The 13,843-nt window shown below is 61.6% G+C and carries 12 protein-coding genes; 7 read left to right on the top strand and 5 right to left on the bottom strand.

Going from position 1 to position 13,843, the window contains the following annotated elements; translation table 11 throughout:
- Positions 1-39: 39 nt before the first annotated feature.
- Positions 40-282 carry a YheV family putative zinc ribbon protein gene (locus F568_RS0115795; RefSeq protein WP_019019725.1) on the bottom strand — a complete coding sequence of 81 codons (243 nt, stop codon included), beginning with the start codon at positions 280-282 and terminating at the stop codon, positions 40-42.
- Between the two features lie 11 nt (positions 283-293).
- Complete coding sequence (gene prlC / locus F568_RS0115790; protein ID WP_019019724.1) at positions 294-2,345, bottom strand: oligopeptidase A; 2,052 nt, start codon at positions 2,343-2,345, stop codon at positions 294-296.
- A 205-nt stretch (positions 2,346-2,550) separates the two neighbouring features.
- Between prlC and F568_RS0115785 the strand changes: the two genes are divergently transcribed.
- The 3 genes from F568_RS0115785 to F568_RS0115775 all read left to right on the top strand — a co-directional run bounded on the left by F568_RS0115785 (position 2,551) and on the right by F568_RS0115775 (position 5,211).
- Entirely contained in the window at positions 2,551-3,891 is a 1,341-nt protein-coding gene (locus F568_RS0115785; RefSeq protein ID WP_019019723.1) for a sodium-dependent transporter, read from the top strand.
- A gap of 26 nt (positions 3,892-3,917) precedes the next feature.
- Positions 3,918-4,460 (top strand): gamma carbonic anhydrase family protein, encoded by a 543-nt coding sequence (locus F568_RS0115780; RefSeq protein ID WP_019019722.1) that lies wholly within the window; start codon positions 3,918-3,920, stop codon positions 4,458-4,460.
- Between the two features lie 79 nt (positions 4,461-4,539).
- Complete coding sequence (locus tag F568_RS0115775) at positions 4,540-5,211, top strand: metal-dependent hydrolase (protein ID WP_019019721.1); 672 nt, start codon at positions 4,540-4,542, stop codon at positions 5,209-5,211.
- Here the strand turns inward: F568_RS0115775 and F568_RS0115770 are convergent.
- Genes F568_RS0115770 through F568_RS0115760 form a run of 3 tightly spaced genes read right to left on the bottom strand, consistent with a single transcriptional unit; the run spans position 5,187 to position 9,653 of the window.
- Positions 5,187-6,569, bottom strand: coding sequence for a sigma-54-dependent transcriptional regulator (locus tag F568_RS0115770; protein ID WP_019019720.1), 1,383 nt, complete (start codon positions 6,567-6,569; stop codon positions 5,187-5,189). The genes F568_RS0115775 and F568_RS0115770 overlap by 25 nt on opposite strands.
- Complete coding sequence (locus F568_RS23015) at positions 6,562-8,856, bottom strand: sensor histidine kinase (RefSeq protein WP_019019719.1); 2,295 nt, start codon at positions 8,854-8,856, stop codon at positions 6,562-6,564. The genes F568_RS0115770 and F568_RS23015 overlap by 8 nt, the downstream gene beginning before the upstream one ends.
- Before the next feature lie 11 nt (positions 8,857-8,867).
- Positions 8,868-9,653 carry a GntR family transcriptional regulator gene (locus F568_RS0115760; protein ID WP_019019718.1) on the bottom strand — a complete coding sequence of 262 codons (786 nt, stop codon included), beginning with the start codon at positions 9,651-9,653 and terminating at the stop codon, positions 8,868-8,870.
- A 382-nt stretch (positions 9,654-10,035) separates the two neighbouring features.
- On the opposite strand from F568_RS0115760, the gene F568_RS0115755 reads away from it, so the two are divergent.
- The 4 genes from F568_RS0115755 to F568_RS0115740 are packed head-to-tail and all read left to right on the top strand — an operon-like array spanning position 10,036 to position 13,530.
- Positions 10,036-10,806: a (Fe-S)-binding protein gene (locus F568_RS0115755; RefSeq protein ID WP_019019717.1), complete on the top strand. Its 771-nt coding sequence runs from the start codon at positions 10,036-10,038 to the stop codon at positions 10,804-10,806.
- Positions 10,803-12,239 carry a LutB/LldF family L-lactate oxidation iron-sulfur protein gene (locus tag F568_RS0115750; RefSeq protein ID WP_019019716.1) on the top strand — a complete coding sequence of 479 codons (1,437 nt, stop codon included), beginning with the start codon at positions 10,803-10,805 and terminating at the stop codon, positions 12,237-12,239. The genes F568_RS0115755 and F568_RS0115750 overlap by 4 nt, the downstream gene beginning before the upstream one ends.
- The gene (locus F568_RS0115745) at positions 12,236-12,889 is read left to right on the top strand and encodes a LutC/YkgG family protein (RefSeq protein ID WP_019019715.1); all 654 of its coding nucleotides are present in this window, start codon (positions 12,236-12,238) and stop codon (positions 12,887-12,889) included. The genes F568_RS0115750 and F568_RS0115745 overlap by 4 nt, the downstream gene beginning before the upstream one ends.
- A gap of 14 nt (positions 12,890-12,903) precedes the next feature.
- Entirely contained in the window at positions 12,904-13,530 is a 627-nt protein-coding gene (locus F568_RS0115740) for an HAD family hydrolase (RefSeq protein ID WP_019019714.1), read from the top strand.
- Positions 13,531-13,843: the final 313 nt, after the last annotated feature.

Raw genomic sequence — 13,843 nt, 5'->3', positions numbered from 1 at the left:
CGCTATGCGGGGCGTCGTGTACTGATAGCCAATCGTCGCTTATTTCTTGGGATCAAGGATGCGCACGGTCTGGACTTCGTTGTCGCGTTGTGACTCGCGGGGCTGGTTGACCCGAGTGGTCAGCTCGGGGGCGGCCTCTTCATCGATCGGCAGTTGCTCGAAAAAGTCGCAGGCCACGCAGTCGCGATAGCGAATCCCGTTCTGCTCCCAGGCACGCAGCCTGTCCATGGCAGCGCAGCGCGGGCACACGGCGCCGGCAATGAAACGTTTGGGTATAGACATCGGTTCTCCTGTCAGGCGGCACGAATGCCGCTGTGGCGGAGCAGGGGCTCGACGCTCGGGTCGCGGCCACGGAACGCACGGAACAGTTCTGCCGCGTCACGTGCACCGCCCTGCTCGAGAATTTCTCGGCGGAAGCGAATACCGGTATCGGCATCGAACACGCCGGCCTCCTCGAAGGCGCTATAGGCGTCGGCAGATAACACCTCCGCCCACTTGTAGCTGTAGTAACCCGCTGCGTAGCCGCCGGCGAAGATATGGCTGAAGCTGTTCTGGAAGCGGTTGAAATCCACCCGTGGCACCACGGACCATTGGTCGCGAACCTCGTCGAGCAGGGACTGGACATCGCTGGTCTTGGGCGCGACGAGCTCGTGATGCAAGCGGAAATCGAACAGCGAGAACTCGATCTGGCGCAGCATGCCCATGGCCGATTGGAAGTTCTTGGCAGCCTGCAGTTTATCGAGCATCTCGTCGGGCAGGCGCTCGCCGGTCTCGACATGGGCGGCAATCAGGTCGAGGCCTTCGCGCTCCCAGCAGAAGTTTTCCATGAACTGGCTGGGCAGCTCCACGGCATCCCAGGCGACACCGTTGATGCCAGAGATATCGGCCACGCTCTGTTGGGTCAGCATGTGGTGCAGGCCATGCCCGAACTCATGGAACAGCGTAGTGACCTCATCGTGGGTCAGCAGAGCCGGTTTGCCGCCTACCGGACGGGTGAAATTGCAGGTCAGGTAGGCGACCGGCAGCTGCAGGCTGCCATCCGCACGCTGGCGGCGCACACGGCACTCATCCATCCAGGCCCCGCCACGCTTGCCCTCGCGGGCATACAGGTCGAGATAGAAGCCGGCGATGGGAATGTCGCTTTCGCGGATTTCGTAGTAACGAACATCGGGGTGATAGCGTGGCGCCTCCTCGTCCTCGACGAATTTCACGCCGTAGAGGCGCTGCGTGACGCTGAACAACCCGTCGATGACGCGCGGCGCCGGGAAGTAGGGACGTAGCTGCTCCTGGGAGATCGCATAACGCGACTCGCGCAGTTTCTCGCTGGCGTAGCCCATGTCCCAGGGCTTGAGATCCTCGAGCCCCAGCGTCTCCTTGGCGAAGGCTTCAAGTTCGTTGAATTCCTCCTGCGCCTGCGGATGGGCACGCTTGGCCAGGTCGGTAAGGAAGTCGAGTACCTGGCTGGGCGATTCGGCCATCTTGGTGGCCAGAGAAAAGTCCGCGTAGGTCGCGAAGCCCAGCATCTGAGCCAGCTCGTGGCGCAGGGCGAGGATCTCCTCGATATTGGTGGCGTTGTCGAACTCGCCGCCGTTGGGGCCCTGGTCCGAGGCACGAGTGACGAAGGCGGTATAAACCTCGCGACGCAGTTCACGGTCGTGCGCGAAGGTTACCACCGGGTAGAAGCTGGGGAAGTCCAGTGTGATGCGGTAGCCTTCGACATCCTTGGCCTCGGCATTGGCCTTGAGTGTCTCCATGGCACTCTCGGGCAGGCCATCGAGAGCGGCAGCATCCGTGACATCCTTGTGCCAGGCCTGAGTCGCATCGAGCACGTTGTTGGAGAAACTGTTGGACAGTGATGACAGGCGGGCCTGGATCTCGCCATAGCGGCGCTTCTTGTCTTCGGGCAGGTCGACACCGGCCAGCCGGAAGTCGCGCAGGGTATTGTCGACGCTGCGGCGCTGCGCCTGGTCGAGGGCATTATAGGCCGGTGAATCCTTGAGTGTCTGATAGGCACGGAACAGCCCTTCGTGCTGGCCCAACCAGGTACCGTATTCGGACAGCTTGGCCAGACAGGTCTGATACGCCTCGCGCAAGGCCGGCGTGTTCATGGTGCCGTTGAGGTGCGAGACCGGCGACCATGCCTGTGACAAGCGGTCGTTGAGTTCTTCCAGTGGGGCCGCCAGGCTCTCCCAGGTAGGGGGCTCCTGGGCGGCCTTCTCGGCCAGCTTGTCGATAGCCGCGCGGTTCTCGTCGAGAATCTGCTCGATGGCCGGCACCACGTGATCGGGCTGGATGGCACCGAACGGCGGTAACGTATGACGCTCAAGCAGCGGGTTGTTGGACATGACGGTGGATTTCCTTGTCGTGTGCGTGAGGACTGTTGCATTAGATGCGGGCGCGGCAGATGGGTTTCAATGTCGTCAGTATGGCGTCAGCGTGAACGTCGCCGCCAGCGTTGGCGCCGCTGCTATTGTGTCGGGCGGCTCGCCTGATAGTCTTGCGCCTTCGGCACGCGGCGGCGTGCCGCCCATCACCGAAAAAGGCAGGGCAATGAGCGAGACATTGGAGCGCTGGAGTTCCCGGCGCGCATTCATACTGGCGGTAACTGGCGCCGCCGTGGGGCTGGGGAACATCTGGCGCTTCCCCTACATGACCGGAGAGAACGGCGGTTCGGCGTTCTTGCTGTTGTATGTCGCTTTCGTGCTGCTGCTGGGCCTGCCGGTAATGATGGCCGAGATCCTGATCGGTCGGGCTGGGCGCCGCAGCCCGATGCTGGCGCTGACTCATCTGGCCCGCCAGGCCGGGGCGACACCGCACTGGCGTTGGCTGGGGCTGTTTGGTGTCATGACGGTCTTTCTGATCCTGTCGTTCTATTCCGTGGTGTCGGGCTGGTCGATCGAGTACCTCATCGAATCGGTCAACGGCAACTTTGTGGGTCTCACGCCTGACGAGATCGGTGCCAGCTTCAATGCCTTTCTGGCCGACCCCTTGCGTATGACCTTCAATCATACGCTGTTTCTGCTGCTGACTCTGTCGGTCGTGGCGGCGGGCGTGTCCAGTGGTCTCGAGAAGCTCAACAATTTTCTGATGCCGCTGCTTTACCTGTTGCTGCTGGTACTGGCCGGCTATGCGGTTACCACCGATGGCTTCGGGGCCGCTGCGGCCTGGCTGTTCACGCCCAACCCGTCGGCCATTAGCGTATCGGTAGTGCTCAATGCCATGGGCCATGCTTTCTTCACACTGGCAGTCGGTGCCTGCGCATTGATGGCCTATGGCGCGTACATGCCGGATCACCAGAGCCTTCCCAAGGCCGTCGCGGCGGTAGCTGTGCTCGATGTCACTGTGGCGCTGCTGGCCGGCATCGCGATCTTTTCAGTGGTCTTCTCCCAAGGCATGGATCCGGGCGAGGGGCCGGGACTGATGTTCGTCACGTTGCCCATTGCCTTTGCCGAGCTGCCGGGTGGGGCCTGGTGGCTGGCGATCTTCTTCCTGCTATTGTTGCTGGCGACCTGGACATCCTCGATCAACCTGGCCGAGCCGATCGTGGCTACGCTACAGGGTGCCGGCCTGCGCCGTGGTCGGGCCACGGCGCTGGTCGGGGTCGCCGTTTGGGCGGTGGGCATGCTATCGGTGTTGTCGTTCTCGGCCATGGCCGATGTTCACTGGCTCGGCGAGATGACCTTCTTCGACCTGGTGACTACCGTGCCTACCGATGTCTTTCTGCCGGTGGGTGGATTACTGATCGCCATTTTTGCCGCCTGGGTCATGCCTCGCGATACAGTGGTGCGCGCTCTGGATGCCGGTCCGCGCGGCTTTCGTGTCTGGCAGGCCACTGTACGTTTCGTTTCGATCCCGCTGGTCGTGATCGTGCTGGTATCCGGGCTGTGGTAGTAGTGGCAGATAATGAGGAGAGAAGCATGACGATCCGGACCTTCCAAGGGTTGACACCACGGCTGGGGGAGCGGGCCTTCGTCGATCCGAGCAGCGTGGTACTTGGTGATGTAGTGATGGGTGCCGATTGTTCGGTGTGGCCGATGGCGGTCATCCGGGGCGACATGCATCGGATCCGCATCGGTGACCGGGTCAGTGTTCAGGATGGCAGCGTGCTGCATATCACCCACGCCAGCGACTTCAATCCTGGCGGCCATCCGCTCACCATCGGAAACGACGTGACCATCGGTCACAAGGCCCTGTTGCATGGCTGTACCATCGGCAACCGGGTGCTGGTCGGCATGGGCGCGACCGTGATGGATGGCGTGGTGGTCGAGGACGAGGTGATCATCGCTGCGGGTGCCGTGGTCACGCCGGGCAAGACTCTGGAGAGCGGCCACGTCTACGCCGGCAACCCGGCCAAGCCGCTGCGCGCGCTCAAGGATAATGAGCGCGCCTTCTTCACTTATACGGCGGGTAATTACGTCAAGCTCAAGGATCAATATCTGGCTGACAGCCAGGATAAGTGATTCTTCACTTCAAGCGTTTGTTTTCTGGGGCGATGCTGCGCGATAATCTGGATTTGCATACAGTAACCGTGAGCGCAGCATGGCCAATTTCCAGACTCACCTCAGCGTCGCCGTGGCGGGTGGCGCGCTGCTTGCCGTCAGTGGCTGGCATGCTGCCCTTTGGCCGGCGGCCGATGCCGGGCCATTGGCCGCACTGACGGCCTTCGGCGGCATTCTTCCCGACATCGACTCCGATCATTCCCGATCCATTCGCCTGATCTTCACGCTGTTCGCCGTACTTGCCGTGGTTGGCGGCGCCCTGATGCTGCAGGATCGCCTGAGCCCCGGGGCGCTGGTCGTTGCCTGCGGTGGGCTCTACGTGGGTGTGCGCTACGTTTTCGGTTCGGTCTTCAAGCGATTTACCGTACATCGCGGAATCTGGCACTCGTTGCTCGCCGCGATGCTGTGTGGGCTGGCGACGTCTGCCGTAAGCTACCAGCTCTTGCAGCAGAACGCCTGGATGGCCTGGGCGCATGGCATTGCCCTGATCATCGGCACGCTGATTCACCTGCTGCTCGACGAGATGTACAGCGTCGATCTGGTCGGCTCGCGGCTGAAACGTTCCTTCGGCACGGCGTTCAAGCTGTTCGATTATCGCGAGCCAGGCAACTCGGTCGTCATGCTGATGCTGGCTGCCGGGCTGGCCCCCTGGCTGCCACCCTGGCAGGTGCTGATCGACCTGCTGGCTCAGGGCTCTCGGTTGTGGCGATAATCCTCGGCCTTGAGGCCATACTTGCGGAGCTTGTCGTAGAGCGTCTTGCGCGGCAGGCCGAGATGCTCACAGACGGCAGTGATGCGCCCATGATGGTTGGCCAGCGACTGGCTGATCAGGCTTTTCTCGAACAGCTCCACCTGTTGAGGTAGGGCCATGTCGTTGGTACCGATATCGACACCCTCGAGCAGCTGGTCGAGACGGTAATCGTAGGCGGCGCCGAGGAGCACGAAGCGCTCGGCGAGATTACGTAGTTCACGCACGTTTCCGGGCCAGTCGTGGGCCATCAGCACCGATACGTCGGCGGCATTGAGCGGTGGGGCCTCGAGACTGCTGCGGTTGGCGGCGACCACGGCGAAGTGCTGGAACAACAGCGGAATATCTTCGCGACGTTCACGCAGTGGCGGGATCGGCAAGGTCACCACATTGAGCCGGTAATAAAGGTCCTCGCGGAACTTACCGTTCTCGGCAGCCGCCTTGAGGTCGGTCTTGGTGGCAGCGATCACACGGATATCGAGCGGGATCGGCTCGTTGGCTCCCAGGCGCTCGACGGTGCGTTCCTGCAATACACGCAGCAGCTTGACCTGAAGCGCCAGCGGCATCGACTCGATTTCGTCGAGGAACACGCTGCCGCCGTTGGCGTGCTCGAACTTGCCGATGCGGCGTTCTACGGCACCGGTGAAAGCCCCTTTCTCGTGCCCGAACAGTTCCGACTCGATGATGCTCTCAGGTACGGCACCGCAATTGATGGCCACGAACGGCTGGCCACTACGCGAGCTGCGCTCATGCAACGAGCGTGCGACCAGGTCCTTTCCCACGCCGGTTTCGCCGAACAACAGCACGTCGGCTTCGACCTGGCTGATCCGCTGGAGCATGTCGCTGAGGTGTTGTATCGCCGATGTACGGCCGACGATGCGAGGCCCCGGCGCGGCGCGCTGGGCGTCGAGCTCGGCTTTCAGGTGCCGGTTCTCCAGGCTCAGATGTCGCTTCTCGGTGGCTCGGCGCACCACGTCGGTTAATTGCTCGCCAGCAAACGGTTTCTCGAGAAAATCCCAGGCCCCCTCGCGCATGGCCGCGACGGCAGTGGAAATATCACCGTGTCCGGTGATCAGGATCACCGGCAGGTCGGGATCGCGGCGGTGGACCTCGCGCAGCAGGGCCATGCCGTCCATGCCCGGCATGCGGATGTCGGTGATCAGCACGCCGGGGTAATCGGGACTCAGGGCGTCGAGTGCCGCTTCGGCGCTGCTCAGCGCCTCCGGTCGATACCCGGCCAGTTCCAGGGTCTGGCTGGCGGTGATGCGCAGGTGTTCCTCGTCATCAACGATAAGGACTGGGGTATCGGCCGGTTCATGCATGGCGATTCTCCTCGCGCAGTGATAAGGCGTCGGCGGAAGGCAGGCTGGTTTCGGCAGCGGGGGAGGCCGGAGTACTGGCGCGTAACGTCACGCTGAACAGTGCGCCACCATCAGCAGCGTTGGTCGCTTCGAGATGCCCGCCGAGATCATCGACGATACGGGCCGAGATGGACAGGCCGAGTCCCAATCCCTTTCCGGTGGCCTTGGTGGTGAAGAAGGGTTCGAAGACCCGCCCAAGGTGCTCCTCGGCGATGCCGGGGCCGTGATCGCGAACGCCGAGCCGTACCCAGCCATTTTCCTGAACGATCGATAGGTCGAGGCGTGGCGATGATGTCTCGCTCATGGCCTGCAGGGCATTGCCGATCAGGTTGACGAGGACTTGCTCCAGGCGCACCAGATCGGCATGCACCCAGATATCTTCCATGGGCCAATCCTGGGTTACCGCTACGCAGGCATCGGTCAGGCGCGAGCGGTACAGGCGAAGGGCGTAACCGAAGCTGGCCTGGGCCGATACGGCAGTCAGGCTGTCGCCGCTTTTGCGCGAAAATTGTTTCAACTGCGCACTGATCTCGGCCATGCGGGCGGTCAGTTCGACGATCTGGGCAAGGTTGCCGCTGGCGGCCTCGGTGCGCCCGCGATCGAGAAAGACACGGGCGTTTTCGGCGTAGGCGCGTATGGCCGCCAATGGCTGGTTGAGCTCGTGGTTGATGCCGGCGGCCATCTGCCCTAGAACGGCGAGCTTGGCGGCCTGGATCAGTTCGTCCTGGGCCTGGCGCAACTCGGCCTCGGCACGGCGGCGCTCATCGATCTCGCCTGACAGTCGCCGGTTGGAGTCGAGCAGGTCGCGGGTACGTTCCTCGACGCGCTGCTCCAGTTGGTCACGCGCACGGGCCAGCGCCTGTTCCTGCGTCTTGCGTTCGCTGATGTCGAAGACCGTCGCCAGCCAGCGCTCGCCATGTGGGCTGATCAGTGGACTGATGGTCAGCTCGAGAGGCACGAGGCCGCCGCCGGGGCGTACTGCCAGGACTTCAACGGCTGAGGAGGGTTGAGGCTGGCGCAGGGCCAGGACGCGCCGGGCATCGGCTGGGGATAACAGCTCGGTCAGCAGGCGGCCTTCCACATTGGCGGGGGTGTGGCCGAAGATCGCTTGCGCAGTAGGGTTGAGGTAGGCCAGAGATGCTCGATCGTCGAGGACCAGCAGACCGGCCCGAGTCCGGTCGATAATCCCGCGGACACGGGCCTGACCTTCTGCCAAGGTCTGGCGCTCCCGCTCCGTGAACAGCTCGCGTTCACGGCGCAATCGCCAGCGTTGCCAGCCGATGCCGCCAGCCAGCACTACCACGCCATACAGGCCGGCGGCGAGCATGCCGGCTTGCCACTGGGCACTCTCCAGGGAGGTTAACGGCTTGAGCATGTGTACCGTCCATCTCAATGAGGGCAACTCGCGAGACCGGGCGAGATATGCCGCGTTGCTGAGTGGGCCCTGTTCGAAGCGGACGAGGCGGGAGCCGTCGGCCCGATGATCGAAGGGTACAAGCGAGACTGTATCCAGAGGAACGCCGTCATAGCGACGTGTTTGCTGAAGCCGGCGTCGTACGGCGCTGTCCAGTGGGGCCAGGCTGGACAGACGTAAATCGGGTTGGCTGGCCATGAAGATAATACCGTTTTCATCACTGACCAGCAGTTCGCCGCTCTGGCTGCTCCAGTTGCCTTCCAGTGGGGCTATGCGCACCTTGACGACCACCACGCCATCGACACGTTGGCTGTTGGCGTCGAGCTGGACCGGGGCGGAAAAATAGTAGCCGCGCTCGCCGGACTGCGTGCCCAGGCCGTAGAAGCGCCCTCTCTGGCCCTGCATGGCATCCTGAAAGTAGGGGCGATAGCTGTAATTCTGCCCCACGAAGCTGTGCGGGAGATGCCAATTGCTGGCTGCCAGGGTGGTGCCGCTTCGGTCGAGTAGATAGATATCCGAGACGTCGGTTATCGCCCGAAACTCATCGAGTATGTGATTTAGGCGCCTGACTGCCAGCGGGTTGTCAGGGCTGGCCAGGGCGCGCTTGACCGTTTCTCGGCTGGCCAGCAGGCGCGGCAGGTAATCATGACGGGACAGATAAGAGGATATACCGGCAGCGGCCAGGCGAAGTTCGTTGGTGGCTTCGGTATGCAGTGATTCCAGCGCTTTCTCGCGTGCCAGCAAGGCCGCCTGCCAAGCGCTCAACAGCAGGCCCAGCAAGATGAGCAGCAGGAGCAAGTGGCGCCAGCGGCGTGGAAGGCGAGTCGTTTGCATGACGAACCCCGCTACTCGGGACGCTCGGGCAGCGCCTGGGCGCGGCGCAGCGCGCGTTGTGCCCGGGTCTCGGCGCGCTCCAGTTCGAGAAGACCTTCTTCTACGAAAACCAGATGTTCATGGGCACGCGAGCGGGCGTCCTCGGCCCGCCCTTCGAGGATGGCGTCGAGCAGGGCCCGGTGCTGGATCATTAGCTGCTCACGGGCACCGGGGCGTTCGAAGAGGTGCGCCAGGCTGGAGACGATGCTTTTTTCCAGCAAGTGAAAGATGCCGCGAATCGTATGTAGCAACAGCACGTTATGTCCGGCCTCGGCGATCGCAAGATGAAAGGCGGCATCGGCCTTGGCTTCACGGTGCGGGTCATCCTGCAGGGAGGGTTCGGCATAGGAAGCGGCCAATTCTTCGTAGCGTCGAATTAACAGTTCCTTGTCCGCCGGGGACGAACGCAGCGCGGCATAGTAGGCAGAAATGCCTTCAAGGGCATCGCGGAACTCCAGCAGGTCCAGATGAAATTCGCCATGTCGGGACAACATTTCCAACAAGGGGTCGCTATAGCCGCTCTTGAGTTCCTCGCTGACGAATGTGCCACCGCCCTGACGGCTGGTCAGCAGGCCTCGGGCCGATAATTTCTGGATCGCCTCGCGTAGCGAAGGGCGCGATACGCCGAAGCGCTCGGCCAGTTCCCGTTCCGGCGGCAAGCGCTGTCCCGGAGCCAGGCTGCCTTCAAGGATCATGGCCTCGAGACGATCGGTGATGACATCTGCAATGCGCGGCTGGCGAACCGGCTGATAGACCATGCGCTGTTCTCGTGGTACTAGGGGTGAAATGGTGGGAATAACTATGGCTCACCGATTGTGACAAAGTCGCGTCAGGGCTGCTAACGCCAAATTGGTATTACCAATACTAACCGCTTTTACCGTACCTGACGAATCCTCGGGCTGAGTGTTTTTTGTTGATGTTATAAATATATACTTACGTGTCACTGGTTGCTTATACCAAAGTTCATGTAATTTTCTAGCACGAACAGGGCGTTTGAGTTTGACGGCTATTATTGTCTGCCTCTAAGGTGCCTTCATAGTTTTGGTAAATTGGTAAAACCAATTCGCCGCAGCGATCACAACTAATAGAATGCTGCGCCCGGTTGGCAGTCCCTCTGCTACCGGTTCGAGGAGATCCGATATGACGCCAATCAAGCTGTACCCTCCGAAACCGGACAAGGTGTATTTCTTCGGCACCTGTCTGATCGACATGTTTTATCCCCAGGCGGGGCTCGACGGGATTCGCCTGCTCGAGCGAGAAGGCATCGAAGTACTGTTTCCTGACGATCAGACCTGCTGTGGCCAGCCTGCCTACACGTCGGGTTACCATGACGAGGCGCGAGCCGTGGCCGAGGCCCAGCTCGACCTGTTTCCCGAGCCTTGGCCGATCATTGTTCCCTCGGGGTCGTGTGGCGGCATGATGCGGACCCATTATCCGCAACTCTTCGCAGGCTCCAGTCGGTCGAGTCAGGCCGAGGAGGTGGCGGGGCGGATCTTCGAACTCACCGAATTTCTCGTACACGTCTGCCATGTGCGCCTGGAAGACAAGGGGCAGCCGCAGCGGGTGGCGATGCATACCTCGTGCAGCGCACGCCGCGAGATGGGGTTGGCTGAGACGGGGCCGGGGCTGCTGAGTCAGCTCACCAATGTCACCTTGGTCGAACAGGTACGGGCGAGTGAATGTTGCGGTTTCGGGGGGACCTTTGCTGTGCGCCACCCGGAAGTTTCCGCCGCTATGGTCGAAGACAAGACCCAAGCCATTGAGTCTGCCGGCGCGGAGCACTTCGTGACCTCGGATTGCGGTTGCCTGATGAATATCGGCGGCCGGTTCGAGCGCAAGCGGCAGGATGGTCAGGAAGGACAGGTTGGTGGCGAGCACATCGCCAGCTACCTCTGGAGGCGGACTTCATGAACGTACAGACATTCACGCCGCAGGCCTTTCATCGCCAGGCGCATGATGCGCTGGGCAACCCCCAGATCCGAAGTAATTTCCGGCGGGCCATGGACGGCCTGATGGCCAAGCGTCGTGACGCTTTCGGTGACTGGGATATCGAAACCCTTCGCGACCTGGGGGCCAATATCCGGCTGCGCGCGCTGGCTAAGCTGCCGGACCTTCTCGAGCAGTTGGAGGCCAATTGCCAAGCCAACGGCATTCGTGTGCACTGGGCTGAAGATGGTGAACAGGCATGCCGGATTATTCGTGAGCTGTGCGAGGCGCGTGGAGCCCGGCATGTCATCAAGGGCAAGTCGATGGTTTCCGAGGAAATGCACCTCAATGACCATCTGGAAGCTGCCGGTATCGAGGCGCTGGAGTCGGACCTCGGCGAATACCTGGTGCAGCTCAACGAGCAGACACCGTCGCATATCATCATGCCGGCGATTCACCTCAATACCGAGGAGATTTCCGATGTCATGCATGATCGGACGGGAACCGAGCGCACCATCGATGTCGACTATCTTACTGCGGCAGCGCGGGCGCAATTGCGTGAACGCTTCATGGCTGCCGATGTGGGGATCTCCGGCGTCAATTTCGCCGTGGCCGAGACCGGTACGCTCTGCCTGGTCGAGAACGAGGGCAACGGTCGCATGACCACGACGGTGCCGCCGGTACATATTGCCGTGACCGGCATCGAGAAGGTGGTCGAACACCTGCGTGATGTACCGCCGCTCTATGCGTTGCTGACCCGTTCGGCGACAGGGCAGCATGTCACCACTTACTTCAATATGATTTCCGGGCCGCGCAAGCCCGGCGAGCGCGACGGCCCCGAAGAGGTCCATCTGGTGCTGGTCGACAACGGTCGTTCCAGCATCTATCAGGACAACGAGCTGCTCGATACGCTGCGCTGTATCCGCTGCGGTGCGTGCATGAACCATTGCCCGGTCTATACCCGTGTCGGTGGTCACACCTATGGCACGACGTATCCCGGGCCGATCGGCAGCATTCTCATGCCGCACCTGATGGGGCTGGAAGCGACCAAGGACCTGCCTAGTGCCTCCAGCTTGTGCGGCGCCTGTGGCGAGGTTTGTCCGGTCAAGATTCCCATTCCCGACCTGCTGGTACGTCTGCGCAAGGAAGCTGTTGGTGAAGGTCGTGGCAATGTGGAAGGTGCCGGCGTCAAACGCGACCGTAAGGAAGTGTTGGCCTGGAAAGGCTGGCAGTGGCTGGCAACGCACCCCGGCGCCTGGCGGGCGGGTGCCGGGGTGGCCGGCAAGTTTCGTTTCCTGTCGCCGTCTCGCTTGGGGCCGTGGACCGATTACCGTACAGCTCCCAAGCCGGCCGCCACTTCACTGCATGCGATGGTTAAGCAGCATCGTCGCAAGCTGGAGCGGGAGGATGAAAAGTGAGTGCTCGTGAATCTATTTTGCGCCGCTTGCGTGAGCGAGCCGACGGGACCCTGCCGATACCAGAAGCCGATTTTTCCGTCGTGACCGGAAGAGGCTGGTCGCAGGAGGAACGGCTACAGCGTTTCGAGGCCAGGATCAGCTCCGTGCATGGAGAAGTAATTCATGCCTCTACAGATGAATGGGTCGTCGCGCTGCGCGAAATGCTGCAGACCAAGGGCGTGACGCGACTGGGGCTGGGGCGTGATCATCCTGTGGCCAGCGAGGCGCGTGCCGCGCTGCAGGCGACAGGAATCGAGCTTGTCGATGCCGGTCGCGATATCGAAACATGGTCACGTGAGCAATTCGAGTCTCTGGATGCCGGGCTGACTTCGACCCGGGGCGGTATTGCCGAAACCGGTAGTCTATGGCTCTGGCCTACGCCGGATGAGCCGCGTCGGCTAAGCCTGGTGCCGCCACTACATATCGCCGTGCTCGATGCCGAAGCAATAGAGGACACCTTTTTTGATGTCGTTGAGCGTCACGGCTGGGCGGGGCAGATGCCGACCAATGCCTTGTTGATCTCAGGGCCTAGCAAGACTGCAGACATCGAACAGACCTTGGCCTACGGTGTCCACGGACCGCGGGAGTTGGTCGTACTGATTCGTCACTGAGCCGGGAAGGGAATATGCCACGCAATAAAGTATTGCTCTTTGATGCTGGTGGTGTGCTGGTCGACTGGGTGGGGACTGCTGGGCTTGTCGAGCTGACCGAGGGGCGACTCAGCGAAGAGCAGTCGAGACGATTCTGGATGGAGTTCGAGCTTCTCAAGCCATTCGAGACCGGTCGGGCTGATGGGCGGGAATTTGCATGCGCAGCCATTGACGAGCTCGGGCTGGACATGACGCCGCAAGCCTTCCTGGATACGTTCAACAGTTGGATGCGAGGGCCGTATCCAGGGGCGCTGGATATGATCGGGAGGATACGTCCCGAGTATCGGCGTGCCGTGTTGAGTAACAGCAATCCCCTTCATTGGCAGCGCCTGATTGATGACTATGGGCTGGCCCGCCCCTTTGAAGCGTTATTCGTGTCGCATGAGTTAGGGCAGCGCAAGCCTGATGCCGCTGCGTACCAGACCGTATCCAAGCACCTGGATCAACCCATCGAGGACTTCATCTTTTTTGATGACAATCCCGAGTGTGTAGAGGCTGCTCGCGAGCTGGGCATGCAAGCGCGACAGGTGCGAGGGCTGACACAATTGTCCTTGGCATTAAAGCAACTTGGTGCACTTCCCGACGATGGTTCCGGGCATTAATCGAGACGCGAAAAAGTGCTTGCATGCTGTGCCCGAGATCCGTAAAGTACGCATCCGCTGCCAACGACGGGCATACGTGGTTGGCGGTGAAGGTGGCGCAAGGCGCTGTTTCTGTTGGGGTTTTTCTCGGCTCGCTGAGAAAGGACAATTGACAGACACGCCGCATTCGGTAGAATGCACCGCCACGGATCGGGGTTCGCCCGACAGGGTCGAAGACACGGATTCAGGTGCTTCGGTTCGGCCAGAATCTTTCGAGATGCCGGCCAGCGGCGAAAACAGCGGCTTGACAGCGCGGCCCGGATCGGTAGAATAC

The organism is Modicisalibacter luteus DSM 23508 (assembly GCF_000378505.1).
GTDB lineage: Bacteria > Pseudomonadota > Gammaproteobacteria > Pseudomonadales > Halomonadaceae > Modicisalibacter > Modicisalibacter luteus.
Note: the sequence above shows the minus strand (reverse complement) of the source record. Positions and strands in the feature narration are given on the sequence as shown.